The 15,307-nt window shown below is 59.8% G+C and carries 14 protein-coding genes and 1 riboswitch; of the genes, 9 read left to right on the forward strand and 5 right to left on the reverse strand.

Features of this window, described 5'->3' with window-relative positions:
* Window positions 1–20: 20 nt before the first annotated feature.
* Both Q0J75_RS01910 and Q0J75_RS01915 read right to left on the reverse strand, forming a co-directional pair.
* The gene (locus tag Q0J75_RS01910) at window positions 21–1,373 is read right to left on the reverse strand and encodes an MATE family efflux transporter (RefSeq protein WP_297196224.1); all 1,353 of its coding nucleotides are present in this window, start codon (window positions 1,371–1,373) and stop codon (window positions 21–23) included.
* A gap of 135 nt (window positions 1,374–1,508) precedes the next feature.
* On the reverse strand, window positions 1,509–2,456 hold the full coding sequence (locus tag Q0J75_RS01915) for an AEC family transporter (protein ID WP_363315695.1): 948 nt from the start codon (window positions 2,454–2,456) through the stop codon (window positions 1,509–1,511).
* 131 nt (window positions 2,457–2,587) lie between these two features.
* On the opposite strand from Q0J75_RS01915, the gene Q0J75_RS01920 reads away from it, so the two are divergent.
* The 7 genes from Q0J75_RS01920 (at window position 2,588) to Q0J75_RS01950 (ending at window position 10,681) form a co-directional block, all read left to right on the forward strand.
* On the forward strand, window positions 2,588–2,857 hold the full coding sequence (locus Q0J75_RS01920) for a YlmC/YmxH family sporulation protein (protein ID WP_297196227.1): 270 nt from the start codon (window positions 2,588–2,590) through the stop codon (window positions 2,855–2,857).
* A 98-nt stretch (window positions 2,858–2,955) separates the two neighbouring features.
* The gene (glmS, locus tag Q0J75_RS01925) at window positions 2,956–4,788 is read left to right on the forward strand and encodes a glutamine--fructose-6-phosphate transaminase (isomerizing) (protein ID WP_297196229.1); all 1,833 of its coding nucleotides are present in this window, start codon (window positions 2,956–2,958) and stop codon (window positions 4,786–4,788) included.
* Window positions 4,789–4,815: 27 nt separating this feature from the next.
* Window positions 4,816–6,390, forward strand: coding sequence for an ABC transporter substrate-binding protein (locus Q0J75_RS01930; protein WP_297196231.1), 1,575 nt, complete (start codon window positions 4,816–4,818; stop codon window positions 6,388–6,390).
* A gap of 98 nt (window positions 6,391–6,488) precedes the next feature.
* Window positions 6,489–7,448 carry an ABC transporter permease gene (locus Q0J75_RS01935; RefSeq protein ID WP_297196233.1) on the forward strand — a complete coding sequence of 320 codons (960 nt, stop codon included), beginning with the start codon at window positions 6,489–6,491 and terminating at the stop codon, window positions 7,446–7,448.
* Between the two features lie 4 nt (window positions 7,449–7,452).
* A complete protein-coding gene (locus Q0J75_RS01940) occupies window positions 7,453–8,325 on the forward strand; it encodes an ABC transporter permease (RefSeq protein ID WP_297196235.1) in 873 nt (290 codons plus the stop codon).
* An 80-nt stretch (window positions 8,326–8,405) separates the two neighbouring features.
* On the forward strand, window positions 8,406–10,016 hold the full coding sequence (locus Q0J75_RS01945) for a potassium/proton antiporter (protein WP_297196237.1): 1,611 nt from the start codon (window positions 8,406–8,408) through the stop codon (window positions 10,014–10,016).
* Window positions 10,017–10,126: 110 nt separating this feature from the next.
* On the forward strand, window positions 10,127–10,681 hold the full coding sequence (locus Q0J75_RS01950; protein WP_297196240.1) for a transcriptional regulator: 555 nt from the start codon (window positions 10,127–10,129) through the stop codon (window positions 10,679–10,681).
* Between the two features lie 45 nt (window positions 10,682–10,726).
* Here Q0J75_RS01950 and Q0J75_RS01955 read toward each other — a convergent pair whose 3' ends face one another.
* Window positions 10,727–11,224 carry an SLOG family protein gene (locus Q0J75_RS01955; protein ID WP_297196242.1) on the reverse strand — a complete coding sequence of 166 codons (498 nt, stop codon included), beginning with the start codon at window positions 11,222–11,224 and terminating at the stop codon, window positions 10,727–10,729.
* A gap of 155 nt (window positions 11,225–11,379) precedes the next feature.
* Window positions 11,380–11,508, forward strand: a riboswitch (FMN riboswitch).
* Window positions 11,509–11,591: 83 nt separating this feature from the next.
* On the opposite strand from Q0J75_RS01955, the gene Q0J75_RS01960 reads away from it, so the two are divergent.
* A complete protein-coding gene (locus tag Q0J75_RS01960) occupies window positions 11,592–12,197 on the forward strand; it encodes an ECF transporter S component (protein WP_297196244.1) in 606 nt (201 codons plus the stop codon).
* 50 nt (window positions 12,198–12,247) lie between these two features.
* On the opposite strand, the gene Q0J75_RS01965 is transcribed toward Q0J75_RS01960, so the two are convergent.
* Window positions 12,248–13,321 carry a hypothetical protein gene (locus tag Q0J75_RS01965; protein ID WP_297196246.1) on the reverse strand — a complete coding sequence of 358 codons (1,074 nt, stop codon included), beginning with the start codon at window positions 13,319–13,321 and terminating at the stop codon, window positions 12,248–12,250.
* A 5-nt stretch (window positions 13,322–13,326) separates the two neighbouring features.
* Entirely contained in the window at window positions 13,327–13,866 is a 540-nt protein-coding gene (locus tag Q0J75_RS01970) for an RNA polymerase sigma factor (protein ID WP_297196248.1), read from the reverse strand.
* A gap of 168 nt (window positions 13,867–14,034) precedes the next feature.
* On the opposite strand from Q0J75_RS01970, the gene dinB reads away from it, so the two are divergent.
* Window positions 14,035–15,273, forward strand: coding sequence for a DNA polymerase IV (dinB, locus tag Q0J75_RS01975; protein WP_297196251.1), 1,239 nt, complete (start codon window positions 14,035–14,037; stop codon window positions 15,271–15,273).
* The last annotated feature ends 34 nt before the right edge of the window (window positions 15,274–15,307 follow it).

The following is a 15,307-nucleotide window of genomic DNA, read 5'->3' on the forward strand; positions in this document are numbered from 1 at the left end:
AAACCCACATCCTTTCCGTGTTACATGGACAGTACATTCTTACGGCACCAGGCCCGGCTGTGCCACCGAAAAAGGAAGAGCACCGCCCGCAGGCACTCGTCACAGGCCATGGCGATCCACAGTCCGGCCAGCCCCAGTCCCAGGGGCACCGCCAGCACGAAGCCCCCCACCACAGCGGTGAGCCAGGCGCTGAGGATACAGATGGTGATAGGGAAGCGGATGTCACCGCAGGCCTGGAGGACCCGGCACATGACCATATTCACCGCCCGGCCCAGCTCCAGGGGGATCTCAATGATCATGATGATTCGGAACAGGGCCAGTACCTGGGGGTCTTTGGTGAAGAGGCTGAGCAGAGGCTGGCAGAATACCAGCAGCACAACCGCCACCAGGCCGGAGATGGTCAAAGCGGAGAGCAGGGTGCGCTTTACCAGCCGTTCCACGTCGGTCACCCGGTCGGCTCCCATCAGATGGGCCACCATGACCTGAGCGGCCTGGGAGATGGCCGAGCCAAACATGTAGGTGAGCATGGCGAACATATTGGCATATACCCGGGTGTTGATGACGAAGATGGCGAACAGATTGCAGATGGACTGGATCGCCACCTGGGATAGATTGTAGGAGATGGACTCGCCGCCGGCAGGGATGCCGATGCGCAGCAGCCGCCGCAGCTGGTCGGCGGGGAAGGGGCGCAGCAGCTTTAAGGAGAGAACGGGCCCGAATTTCCGCCGGAAGAGCACTGCAATCAGAATCACGCCTATGACCCGGGAGATATCGCTGGACAGGGCGGCGCCAGCCACCCCCAGGGCGGGCAGGCCGAAGGCTCCGCCGATGAGCACCGCGTTGCCGCCGATGTTCAGCAGGTTCATGACCACCGCCACGATCATGCTCTCCTTCATCATCTGATTGCTGCGGAAGAAGGCGGTAAAGGTGAGGTAGACAGCCTGGAACACCATGCCGCCGCCGATGATGCGTAGATAGAGACAGCTTTTGTCAAAAATCTCGGCAGGCACCTGCATCAGAGAAAAGATGGGGCCGCACAGGCAGATGAGCAGGGCCCCCACCGCCAGGCCAAAGATGGCGTTGACCAGCAGGGAGAGGGTGTAGGTCTCGTTGACCCGCCGGTGGTCCTCCGCCCCCAGATAACGGGAGATGAGGATGGTGGAGGCGGTGGAAATGACCGAAAAGACCAGCAGCACCAGATTGGTGATCTGGTTGGCGTTGCCGATGGCACCTACGCCGTTGGGGTCGAATTGTCCAACCATGACCTGATCGGCGTTGCCTACCAGCATCTGGAGGAGAAGCTCAATAAAAATGGGCCAGGTGAGAGATAAAATACCTGGAGCGCGGCGGTGGAGGGAGGCTTGTTGTTCCATGGGACGGCATCCTTTCCAAATTGAAATCAGAGCACCGTACTAGTATAGTAACTCTGGCTCAAATTACAAGAGGGAAAAGCGCCGTCTTTTTCCGCCCGCTCCGGGGAATAATCCGTCAATTTCAGCAAAAGCCAATTAAATCAGCGCCATGGATTTCAGCACATAGAGCCACAGGGTCAGGGTAAAAGCGCTGAGACCGGTGGTGAGCATGACGGTGCTGGAGGTGAGGGTGCCCTCATGGCCCATGTTGCGGGCCATAACGAAGCAGCTGACGGTGGTTGGGCTGCCCAGCATGGTAAGGGCTGCCACCAGCTTGTCGTCCCGGAAGCCCATGGCCACAGCGATGGGCAGAAAAAGGGCTACAAAGACCACCAGCTTGAGGGCGGTGGCGGAGAGGGCGGGCTTGAGGCGGCCGATGGCCTTTTTCCAGTCAAAGGAGGCGCCCAGGGCCATCAAGCCCAACGGGGTGCCGGTGGCTGAGATGCTGTCCACCGTCTTGGTGAGGATGGCGGGCTGGGGAATCCGCAGCAGAGTCCACACCAGACCCACAATGATGCCCAGGATAATGGGGTTGGTAATAACACCCTTGGCCACCTTTTTCAGCGCCCCCTTGGACAAACCCTGCTGGCTGGGGCTGGTGAGAGAGAGAACGGTGACCGCTGCGGCATTGTAGAGTGGTACCGCCCCAATGATGATGAGGCTGGCGGCACCGGCGCTGCCATACAGATTTTCCAGAAACGCGGCCCCCAGCAGGGCCACGCTGCTGCGGTAGCCCACCTGAATGAACTCACCCCGGAGGGGAGGCTCCCGCAGGATACGGCTGAGCAGGACAGTGAGCAGAATGGAGGCCAGAGTGGCCAAAAAGCAGAACACCACAAAGGAGGTGTTCCACACCTGGAAGAAGTCGGAGCCAGTCAGGTCCTTGAACATCATGACAGGCAATCCCACTTTAAAGACATAGCTATTGAGCTTGTCAGCAAAGGCTTGGCTGAAAAAGCCCATTTTTTGGAACAGAACACCCAGCAGCATGAGCAGAAAAATAGGTATGGTGCCATTGAGACAGTAAATCAGATTGTCCAGCATGAACGATCCCTCCAGAACTAACATGTTTTCCATTATAGTCCCACGGCTTGTCAGGTGCAAGATTACCGGCGGGTAAGTGGAATGGGCCAACCCGGACGGCGCATAGAGATGGGAAAAAGGGGGAATGTTCCATGGAATGCCGGGGATTTGAGCTGCGCTGCAAGGAGATCATCAACATCACCGACGGCAGCCGTATGGGCTATGTGGGGGATATCATGGTAGATTTGGAAGAGGGAAAAGTGACCGCCTTGGTGATCCCGGGGCGGCTGCGGCTGTTCGGACTTTTAGGCAGGGAGCCGGATACGGTGTTTCCCTGGTCGGCGGTACATCGTTTCGGTGCGGATACCATTTTGGTGGAAGGGGCGCAGGTCAGACAGAGAGAGCGGCGGGAACGGGGGTAATTTCGGCCGTTCCGCCATTGTTTTAGCAGTACTTCCATGGTATACTTCTATTTTATAGTACCACATCTCACGTATGTCAAACACACAGGAGGAGCGCCATGTGCGGGATTGTTGGATATGTTGGAAGGGAGGAGGCCGCCCCCATTTTGCTGGACGGCCTTTCCAGGCTGGAGTACCGGGGATATGATTCCGCTGGTGTGGCAGTATATGGAAAAGAGGCGGGCATGCAGGTGGCCAAGGCCAAGGGCCGGCTCCAGGTGCTCTGCGACCAGATCCAAGGCGGAAACATCCTCCACGGCGCCATTGGCGTGGGCCATACCCGGTGGGCCACCCACGGCGCCCCGTCGGACGTCAATTCCCACCCTCAGGTCAGTGAAAATGGCCGGTTTGCCGTGGTCCACAACGGTATCATTGAAAACTATGCCGAGCTGCGGGAATTCCTCCAATCGGAGGGGGTGCAGTTTGTCTCCGACACCGACACGGAGGTGGCCGCCCAACTGCTGGAATACTATTACCAGGGCAATCTGTTGGAGGCGGTGGAGCGTACCCTCCACACCATCCGGGGGGCCTATGCGCTGGGCATCCTGTGCGCCGACTGCCCCGACCGGCTGATCGCTGCCCGAAAGGATTCTCCGCTGATTCTGGGCTTTGGAGCGGGGGCGCACTACCTGGCCAGCGACGTCACAGCCCTCATCAAATATACCCGTGAGGTGTGCTGGCTGGACGACGGGGAGATCGCTGAGCTCACCGCTGACCACCTGTGGGTGTATGACGCTTACCTCCGTCCGGTGGAGAAGGAGCACCGCCATGTGGACTGGGAGATCTCTGCGGCGGAAAAGGGTGGCTATGAGCACTTCATGATTAAGGAGATCATGGAGCAGCCTGAGGCCATCCGCAAAACCGTGTCCCCCCGTATCAGAGACGGGCGGGTGGTGTTGGACGACTGGCAGCTCACAGTCCGGGAGCTGGAGGAGATGGACCGGCTGTATATCATCGCCTGCGGTTCCTCCTACCACGTGGGCGTGGCGGCCAAGTATATCCTGGAGAAGCTGCTGCGCAAGCCGGTGGAGGTGACCCTGGCCTCGGAGTTCCGCTACTGCGATCCCATTGTGTCGGAGCGTACCCTGGCCCTGGTCATCAGCCAGTCCGGAGAGACCATCGACACCCTGGCCGCCATGCGGGAGGCCCGACGACTGGGGGCCAAGGTGGTGTCCATTGTCAACGTGGTGGGCTCCACCATTGCCCGGGAAAGTGACAGTGTGCTCTATACCTGGGCCGGGCCGGAGATCGCAGTAGCCACCACAAAAGCCTATTCCACCCAGCTGGCGGTAATTTACCTCATCGGCCTGTACTGTGCCGATCTGCTGGGCACCCTGGACCGGACGGAGTACGACGCCATTTTGTCTGAGCTCCAGCGGGTTCCGGACAAGCTGGAGGAGATTCTGAAGGACCGGGAGGACATCCAGTATTTTGCCTCTTTGTACTTCAACCGTCCTTCCATGTTCTTTATCGGACGGAATCTGGACTATGCTGTGGGGCTGGAAGGGTCTTTGAAGCTGAAGGAGATTTCCTATATCCACTCGGAGGCCTACGCCGCTGGGGAGTTGAAGCACGGCACCATCTCCCTCATTGAGCCGGGGACTCTGGTGGTGGCCTTGGCAGGGTGCGGGCCCCTGTTTGAAAAGACGGTGAGCAATGCTGTGGAGGTAAAGAGCCGGGGGGCCGACGTGTTGGGGCTCACCACCCGAGACCGGGCGGCCGACCTGAGCCGGACGGCGGACGATGTGATCTCTATCCCTGAGACCCACCCCATGCTCCTGCCCTCTCTGGCGGTGGTGCCCATGCAGTTATTTGCCTATTATACTGCATTGCAGCGCGGCTGCGACATTGATAAGCCAAGGAATCTGGCGAAATCGGTGACGGTGGAATAAAACGGAATAAAAAGACGGAGGAACGACATGAGACGACTGATCGCATTCCTGATGGCAGCCGTTCTGGTCCTGGGACTGGCGGCCTGCGGCGGAGAGGAGCAGACTGCGGAGCAGGTCACCGTACGCTATGGCCTGTCCAACGCCTGGGACTCCCTCATGCCCTACAACAGCCCTTCGGGCAGCAACTACACCCGCATCATCTGTGATAAGCTTTATGACCGGCTGGCCTATGTCCATGCCGACGGCACCCTGGACCCCAGAGGGGCAACGAGCTGGGAGAGTGCCGACGACGGCATGGCGGTGGTCTTTCACCTGGATGAAAAGGCGGCTTTCCACGACGGCACTCCGGTGACTGCTCAGCACTGGGCGGATACCATTGCCCTCATCACCAATCCCAGCTGTCCGGCTCTGGGCCGGGGCACCTTCTCCGTTGTGGCAGGTACCGACGAAAACGGCTGTGCTGTGGAAGGGGAGACTCTGGGCGTGGAGGCGGTAGACGACTACACCCTGAAGCTGACCTTTAAAAGTCCCACCACCCCGGAAGACTTCCTGCTGGACAAAAACCGGGAACTCTATGTGCTGCCCAGCCATCTGCTGGCGGATACCGACCCGGCTCAGATCATGGAGCTGGACCTGTGGGATGCCCCCATCGGCTCCGGGCCCTGCAAGTTTGTGGAGGAGATCCCCGGCAGCCAGCTGATGCTGGCGGTCAACCGGGACTATCAGCTGGGCAGTCCCGACTTTGACCAACTTGTCATTACGGTGATGGACAAATCCAACCTGCTGCCCTCCCTGATTTCCGGGGATTTGGACTACTACGCCTTTGGCGGCAATGTGTCGGTGGAGGACGCCGAGACCGCCAAAGCCTCCGGTCTGGAGGTGGTGGAGGGAGAGGTGCCCAACACCTTCTATGAGCTGATGCTCAACTGTGAGACCATCCCCAGTGCGGAGGTCCGCCGGGCCATCGACCTGGCGCTGGACAAGGAGGCCCTGTGTCTCCAGTCCACCCAGGGACTGGGAGAGCCCACCGCCACCGATATCACTCCGGGCACCGAGTACACCTGTACCCTCACCTGGGCCCGGGATGTGGATCAGGCCCGTACCCTGCTGGAGCAGGGGGGCTACGACGGGCGGACCTATACGCTGGCCTGTACCTCCAACCGTTCCGGCCTGGCTGCCCTCATGCAGCAGGAACTGGCCGAGGTGGGGATCACCGTGACCATTGAGACGGTGGATTCCGCCGCTCTCTTCTCCGGTATGTCCGACGGCAAGTACGACATGGCGATTGCCAGCCATACCCCCGGCGCCCTTCCGCTGTGGTTTACCGGGAGCCGTCTCAGTGAGAGCAACAACATCTTCCACATTGCCGACCTGGAGCCCTATACCTATTATATGGACCAGATCAGAGCCGCCTCCGGCTGGGAGAAGCGCCAGGTGCTGCTGGATAAGCTCCAGGAGCTGCTGGCCGATCAGCGGCCCTTTATTCCTCTGTGGTTTGGCCGGACCCTCCATGTCCAGTCCCCCACGGTGGACAACATTGATTACCCCTCTTCCAGCTTCTCCAACGAGAATATCTGGGCGTGGCGGATGAAGACAGACTAATGGCTATCCGAAACAAATAGAAAAAACCTCCGTAGGGCCGCCGCCCATAGCGGCCCGTGCCCCCGCCGGGGCCGGAAGTGCAGGAGGAAGCGAAAACTATGGGACGATATCTCCGCCGTCGCCTGTTGACGGCTATCCCGGTCTTTTTTGGGATCACTATTTTGGTATTTTGTATGCTCAACCTGGCCCAGGGCTCCATCCTGGACCTGATGGGGGAGGGGAGCGGCGCCACCGACGCAGACCGGGCGGCCTTAGCGGCCTCTCTTGGGCTGGACCGGCCTCTGCCCCAGCGTTACCTCTCCTGGCTGTGGGACCTGCTTCGGGGGGACTTGGGTACTTCTTACACCAACGGTAAGCCGGTGGCCGGTCTCATTGCCCAGCGGGTGGGGCCTTCTCTGCTGCTCACCGGCACCGGCGTGGTGCTGGCGGTGGCCATCGCCCTGCCTCTTGGGGTGCTGGCCGCCTGGAAGCCCCGGTCCGGCTGGAACCGGGCGGCCTCTGCCCTTAGCTTGATCAGCTTTGGCGTGCCCGGATTCTTTCTCTGTCTGGCGGGAATCTTTCTCTTTTCGGTGACTTTGGGTTGGCTGCCCGCCAATGGTATGTACGCAGCCGGGCGGTTTTCCGGCATTGGGGATCTGTTGCGTCACCTGATCCTCCCAGCCGGGGTGGTGTGCCTGAGTAGCGTGGGGGAGCTGGTAAAGCAGACCCGGGCAGCCTGCCTGGAGGCCCTGGGAGAGGATTACATCCGTACCGCCCGGGCCAAAGGCCTTACCGACCGGACAGTCATGGTACGCCATGCCTTCCGCTGTTCCCTCATCCCGGTGCTTACCACCATCCTCAGCCACATTCCCCACATCCTGGGCGGGTCTGTGGTGGTGGAGCAGGTCTTTGGCTGGCCAGGTATGGGCAGCCTGCTCTTTTCCGGCATTTCGGGCCGGGACTACGCCGTGGTCATGGGGGTCACGGTGGTGATTGCCCTGGCGGTGCTCCTGACCAACTTGCTGCTGGATCTGGCCTATGGACTGGCCGACCCCAGAGTACGCTATGGAAAGGGGTAGGGCCATGGACGGGAGACGATTGGACCGGAGCCCCTGGGCCCGGTTTCGGGGGGACCGGCGGGCTATGGTGTGTCTGCTGGTGCTCTGTCTGGAACTGCTGACGGTCTTTCTGCTGCCCCCGCTGCTGGGACTGGAGCCCAATGTCAGTGATCTGGAGGCCGGCTTCTGGGCGCCTCCGTCGGCAGAGCACTGGCTTGGTACTGACGACGTGGGTAGGGATCTGCTGGCCCGGCTGCTGAGCGGGGGACAGGTATCCCTGTTCATCGGGCTGGCCTCCGCCGCCATCAGTGCGGTGGTGGGGGTACCTCTGGGCCTGCTGGCGGGCTACCGCCGGGGGGCTTGGGAGTTCTGGATCATGCGGCTGGCCGACATCTTTCAGACCTTCCCCAGCATCGTGCTGGTGCTCTGTTTGGTGACGGTGGTGGGGCCGTCTGCGGGGAATATCGTGCTGGTGCTGGGACTGTTGGGCTGGACCGGCATCGCCCGGCTGGTATACGGCAACACCCTGGCGGTGCGGGAGCGGGAATATGTGCTGGCAGCCCGGGCTCTGGGCGCCAGAACGGGCACCATTCTGTGGCGCAATGTGCTGCCCAATGTGATTTCCCCGGTGTGGTGCTCCATCCCCCTGCGGGCGGGGCGGGCCATCCTGTCGGAGTCCAGCCTCAGCTTTCTGGGCTTTGGCATCCGCACCCCCCAGGCCTCCTGGGGCAGTATGATCCAGTATGCCAGCAATCTGACGGTGCTTACCGGCCGGCCCTGGGTGTGGCTGCCGCCGGGGCTGTGTATCATTCTGACGGTGCTCTGTCTGGCAGGTATCGGGGACGGCCTGCGGGACGCTTTGGACCCACGGTTCCATGGAGAACAATCCAAGCTGTGATTGTGTTTCCGCTCTGTAGGTTCCATGTTAAGCTCCGGCCCTGTCAGGACCGGAGCTTTTTGAATAGGAGGGAGAAGCAAATGGTAAATATCTTACTTTTGTGCGCGGCGGTGCTGGTAGCCTGCATCCTGGCCAGCCGATTTTCTCAGAAGGCCGGGGTGCCCGCTCTGCTGCTCTTTATGGCCCTGGGGATGCTGTTCGGGTCGGATGGGCTGCTGCGCATCCCCTTTGATGATTTCCAGGCGGCGGAGCAGATCTGTTCGGTGGCTCTCATTTTTATTATGTTTTACGGCGGCTTTGGTACCCGCTGGGAGGCGGCCAAACCGGTGGCCGCTCGGGCGGTGGTGCTCTCTACCCTTGGGGTGGCGGTGACCGCGCTGCTGACCGGTCTGTTCTGCCATTTTGTGTTGGGCTTTCCGCCGTTGGCCAGCTTTCTCGTCGGCGCGGTCATCAGCTCCACCGATGCCGCCTCGGTGTTCTCCATTCTGCGCTCCAAAAAGCTGGGCCTGCGCTACCATACCGCATCGCTGCTGGAGTTGGAGAGCGGCAGTAACGACCCGGTATCCTATATGCTGACCATGATCGCCCTGTCTTTGATGGGAGTGGGGGAGAGCGGCAACCTGGTCTGGATGATCTTCTCCCAGCTGGTCTTTGGTATCGTGCTGGGGCTGGCGGTGGCGGCCTTATCCATCTTTGTCCTGCGGCGGCTTACCCTGTCTGACGGCATGGATTCCATTTTTGTGCTGGCTGCCGCCCTGCTGGCCTACGCCCTGCCCGCTGCCATAGGAGGTAACGGCTATTTGGGGACCTATTTGGCGGGCATTCTGCTGGGCAACGCTAAAATTCCCCACAAGCCGCCTCTGGTCCACTTTTTTGACGGCCTTACCGATCTGGCTCAGATCATTATTTTCTTCCTGTTGGGCCTGCTCTCCTATCCCACCCAATTGCCGGGTGTGCTTCTGCCCGCTGTGGCTATCGCTCTCTTCCTTACCTTTGTGGCCCGGCCTGCTGCTGTCTTTTTGCTGATGGCCCCCTTCCGGTGTAAGCTCCGCCAGTGCCTGCTGGTGTCCTGGGCAGGGCTGCGAGGGGCGGCCTCCATCGTGTTTGCCATCATGGCCCTGGCCAGCGGGGCGGAAACCGGCTATGATCTGTTTCATATTGTATTCTGCATCTCCCTGATGTCGGTGGCGGTCCAGGGCTCGCTGCTTCCCTTGGTGGCCCGGCGGCTCGACATGGTGGACACCGAGGACAACATCAGCCGCACCTTCAACGACTATCAGGATGAGCGGCAGCTCCATCTGACCCGGTTCCACATCGAGGCGGGCCATCCTTGGGAGGGCAGGACCGTAGGGGAGTGCAGCCTGCCCGCCGACGCCTTGGTGGTCACCATCCGCCGGGGAGAGGAGAGCCTGATCCCCAACGGAGGCACTGTGATCCAGGCGGGGGACCTTCTGGTGGTGAGCACCCCGGTCTATGAGGACGACGGCGGCGTCAGCCTGCGGGAGATGCCGGTGGAGGAACATAAGGACTGGATCGGCCGCACCATCCGGGAGCTGAATCTGCCGGGAGAGGTGCTTATTGTGCTGGTCCGCCGGGCCGACGGCACGACTGCTGTACCCAAAGGTGGTACGGTGCTCCACCAGGGGGATACGCTGGTGGTCAGTGAGGCGGAGAACGCCAGGTCGGCCTGACCCCTAAAAAATTGAACTGAGGGTTTGAAAATCTCTTGCCATTACCAGATGGTAAGTGTTATCATAAAATCAGAAGTTAGGACGGACCGCGGGGCAAAGGGGGCGTAGCGGTGGAAGATACGATTGATTTGGTGGAGAAAAAGCAGTTTCGGATCATGCTCAATCCAGTGCGGCAGGAGATGGTACATTTGCTGCGCCTGGTGGCCAGACCTCTTTCCGCCAACCGTGTGGCGGAGCGGATGCAGCTTTCACCCAGTGCAGCCCACGCCCATCTGAACAAGCTGGTAAAGATGGGGCTGGTGTCCGCCCAGGAGGGCACCCGAAGGGATGGAAGTAAGACCACCTACTACCAGATGAGAAATGTAAAGCTGCGGCTGTGCCTGGGACGGAAGGACGCCTTCCAGGGGGAACGGGAAGCCCTGGCGGCTAATCTGGTGGACAGTACCTTCCGCAGTATACTGGAAAATGTGTATCGATATGACGAGCCTGAGGTGCGCAATTACAGCGTGCTCCGTTTTGGGGCCCTCCATCTGGATACAGCTCAGCGGATGGAGCTGACCCAGCTGGTGGAGCAGTATTTGGAGGAGCACGGCGCCCTTCGGCCGGAGGCGGAAGAGCACTGGGAGTATGTGGTGCTGGCCTACCGGGCGGGGGAAGAGCTTTAAAAAACATGGAGCGGGAGACAGAACAAACTGTTTCCCGCTCCATATTTACAGATACAGGATATCCAGCTCCAGCCCTTGCTTCATGGCGTAGCTGATGGTGTACATGGTGCCCCCCAGCATCCCGTCATAGATGGCGATGAGCCGGGCGGCGTGGTCCACCAGATAGCGGTTGCGGCGGAGCATACAGCCCTTGTCATAATGGCGCTGCACCATAGTCTCCCCATCACAGGCGGCTACCAGGGTATAGTACCGGTCCCGGTCCCGTTCGGTCCAGCGGGCGGCCTGCTCCTCACAGGGAATGACCGCCTCCAACGTCACCCCAGGCCGGCGCTGGCGCAGGTCCAGCACCGCCTCACAGAAGTAGAAGTCCGCCCCCCGGGCCATGCCGCACAGGAAATGGCGGCACCCGGCCTCGTAGGCTGTCTCCACCGCCGTTACCAGCTTTGCCTTGATTTCCAGACAGCGGGGGTCCAGCTCATCCTCCCCCCAGGGCAGCTTTTCCGGCCGGTGGCCGGTAAAGCTGCAACTGATCTCCCGTTGCATGGCGCACCCCCCTTTCTGTATTGGCTGCCTGTGATAGTGACATTGTAGTATATCCCATACATCAAGTCAACGGGAAAATAGAACATTTGTTTTTAAATTTAGAAAGCAGTTGCAAATTGTGCCGGAATGTGTATAATAAGAACTGACAACGGAATAACTGTCTTCAGGGCAGGGTGAAAATCCCGATCGGCGGTAAAGTCCGCGAGCCGTTTTGGCCGACCCGGTGGAATTCCGGGACCGACAGTAACGCGCAGGGCGCGAAGTCTGGATGGAAGAAGACGTGTAGAACCATTGGCACGCTCCCATTGCGCAGAACTCTGAACGGCAGATCCGTCCAGCAGATCTGGTAATGAGGAGTGTTTTTGTTATGACCAATTCTGTCACCGCCCGGCGGCGGGCAAATGTCCGTGCCATTACGGTCACCGCCATGTTCTCCGCTGTGGCCTTTGTGCTCATGTTTCTGGAGTTCTCCCTGCCTATTATCCCCGAGTTTGTGAAAATGGATGTGTCCGAGCTGCCCGCTTTGCTGGCCGCCTTCGGTCTGGGTCCGGTGTACGGTGTGGCGGTGTGCCTGGTGAAGAACCTGCTCCACCTGCTTATCACCTCCACCGGCGGAGCGGGGGAGCTGTGCAACTTCCTGTTGGGTGCCTGCTTTGTGTTCCCGGCGGGCCTGATCTATCGGCTCCATAAGTCCCGCAAGACCGCTGTGCTGGGCGCCCTGGTGGGAGCGGTCATCATGGCCCTGCTGTCCATCCCACTGAACTATTACATCACCTACCCCATTTATGCCAACTTCATGCCTATCGATACCATCATCGGCATGTATCAGGCCATCCGGCCCTCCACCAACGGCCTGCTGGAGTGCCTTATCGTGTTCAACGCCCCTTTCACTCTGCTGAAGGGCCTGCTGGACGCGGTGCTCTGTTTCCTGATCTATAAGCCTCTTTCTCCCCTGATCCACGGAAAACGGTAAACGGAAAAATGACCGCCGAAAGGCGGTCATTTTTTGTTGGGAGCCGGTGATCAGGACAGTTGAATGACCCAGTTCAGATCTACCCACTGGCTCACCTGCCCCTCGTCCATATCGTCGTAGGCATAGTAGATGCGCTGGATACGCACGGTGGTGATGGGTCCTGTGTCCTGGATGAGCAGGATCTCCTGGGGATATCCCGCCCCATCTGTGCCCCCTGGACGGCGGGGTACTCCTTGATAACAGGTCCCGTCCGCCCCAATAAACTGGACACCGTAGATGGGTTCGGCCCGTAGTTCTACCAGGGATTTCCACCACTCCTCTTGATTGTTCATGGTGCCGTAGAGGGACAGGCGGCGGCCGTCCTGGGAGACTAGGGCGGTGATCTGGACCTGGTCCACGGTGTACTGACTGCTGATTGCCGACACCTTCTGTGGGGCAGCCAGAGTCAGCTCTACCTGCCGGACCTGATTGGTCAGGTAGTCCTCCACCCACAAAGTACAACTGCCGTCCGGATCTGCCATCTCATAGGTAAAGACGGCCTGAGCGTAACTCTGATATCCCTCCGGCAGGTAGCGCCAGCCCAGATACTGCTCCTCCCGCAGGGGGGAGAAGAGGATGCGTTTCCGTTCCAGGGCGGTGTACTGCCCCATAGAGTAGGAGCCGTGGTCCGACAGGTCCTCGAAGGGATTGCTGCCGGCCAGGGCTTGCCCGTCCTGGCTGGCGTCCATTTTGACATATAGAGTTTGATAAGTTGTGTCATTTAGCCGCTCCTCCGACTTGGAGACCACCTCTAATGGAACAAACAGAAATCCATCCCGGACATAGGCCCCGGAGATAAGATAAGTGCGGCCACTAAGCTCAAATTCCAGTTCACCGTCCTGGATGCGGAGATCCGTCCCCGTTTCCACTGCCCCTACGCCGGAGAAATAGTCCACAACCCGCTTTACCCCCGCTGCCAGGGCCTGATAGTTGGCAAGGCACAGGATGAGGGCCACACAGGCCGCTGTTGTTCCCAGCCACTTCCAGGAGATACGCCGTCGGTTATTCATGGGGGCTGCCATAGCTTCGTCGGTGAGCCATGTCAGATCCTCCGCGTCTAAAAGCTCGTCCAAATGATACCGCATGATGTTCACTCCTTTCCATCCATACAGATGCCCTGGATTGCCAGCAGCTTTTTCAGTTTCTTCCGCAGCCGGTTTACCCGGGTGGTGACAGCGCTCTGGGATAGCCCCAGAGCCGGGCCAATCTCTCCGCCGCCCCACTCGTAGATAAACCGCAGGGTGAACAGCCGCCGCTCCTCCGCCGTCAGTCCTTCCAGTGCCCGGCGCAGGCCGTCCTGCACTGCTGCCCGCTCTGTGCCGTCAGGCACCGTGAAGGCCAGGGTGTGGTCCTCCAGAGGCTCCGTGGCTCCAGCCATCAGCTTCTTCCGACGGTTTTTGGCCCGGCTGCGGGCCAGCATGCACAGATAGGTCTTTTCACTGCCCCGGGCGGGGTCCCACTTGTCTGGGCCTTGAAGAAACTCCCACAGTACGTCCTGAGTACACTCCTCACAGTCCTCCGGCGTACCTGCCCGATCCAGAATGCGGGTTACCACCGTTAGTACCAGGGTGTGGTAGGTCTGATAAATCCGCCGGGCCTCCTGGTCTTCTGCCGGTATGGTCCACTCCATCTCACCAACCCCCTTTCACTCTACAGTACCACGACCAGCGCCGGTTTGTCACATACCAAGCAGAAGATACCGCTGGAAGCATTGAAATAGAACGGGTGTTTGACCTCGAGAGGAAAATGGAATATAATAAAAGGAAAGACCATATCCTTTTGGAAGGAGGGCGTGTGGATGGACCGGGTGATTCTGCATTGTGATTTGAACTGCTTTTACGCCTCGGTAGAGCTGCTGGACCATCCAGAGTTGAAGGACAAGCCGGTGGCGGTGTGCGGCGACCCGGAGAGCCGCCACGGTATCATTCTGGCCAAAAACGAGCGGGCCAAGGGGTACCGGGTCCAGACGGCCGAGACCGTCTGGCAGGCCCGGCGGAAGTGTCCCGACCTGGTGCTGCTCCCCGCCCACCACTGGAAGTATAAGGCGTATTCCCAGAAGGTCAATGCCATCTATGAGCGGTACACCGATCTGGTGGAGCCCTTCTCCATCGATGAAAGCTGGCTGGATGTGACGGGGACCCTCCATCTCTTTGGCGGGGACGAGAAGGCGTTGGCTGACCAGATCCGCCGGGTGGTCCGGGAGGAGCTGGGCCTCACTGTGTCGGTTGGAGTCTCCTTTAATAAGGTGTTTGCCAAGATGGGCAGCGACTATAAAAAACCGGATGCCACCACTGTCATTACACTGGATAATTTTCAGGATCTGCTGTGGCCCCTGCCAGTGACCGACCTGCTCTTTGTGGGCAGGGCGGCGGCCCGGGTACTGGCAGGTTACGGCGTACACACCATCGGGGAGCTGGCCCGGTTTGATCGGGAGAGTTTAGGCCAGATTTTGGGCAAGGGTGGCTTTACCCTTCATGACTACGCCACCGGAAAAGAACACGCCCCAGTGATCCCCGCCCGGGAGATGCCGGGGCCCAAATCGGTGGGCAATGGCCTGACCTTTCCCAGAAATCTGGTGGGGTGGGAGGAGCTGCACACCGCCCTGTCCGAACTGGCCAACGAAGTGGCGGTCCGTCTGCGGAAGCACGGTCTGAAGTGTACCACCGTACAAATTACCGTACGGGACCCGGCCTTCCAGGATATCTGCCGTCAGAAGAAGCTGGCCGCCCCCACCTATGTGTCTCGGGATCTGACCGAGGGAGCCATGGAGCTGCTGCGGGGCTGCTGGGGTGAGCATAAACCGGTGCGGGCGCTTACCATCACCGCCCAGAATTTAGTGGAAGAGGGAGAGGCAGGGGAGCAGCTGGACCTGTTTGCCACCGGCGCCATTCCCCACCGTGACAAGCTGGAAAAGCTGGAAAAGGCCATGGATGCCATCCGGGACAGATATGGCCGGAAGGCCATTTCCATTGCTTCCGCCGTTTATTCGGAAGGGGAGGGGACACGGGAGGACCAGCGCCTTCCGTCAATCAAGTGACATAATCCTTTATACCATATAATAAAATGGATAA

The sequence above is a fragment of the uncultured Flavonifractor sp. genome, from assembly GCF_944385615.1.
GTDB lineage: Bacteria > Bacillota > Clostridia > Oscillospirales > Oscillospiraceae > Flavonifractor.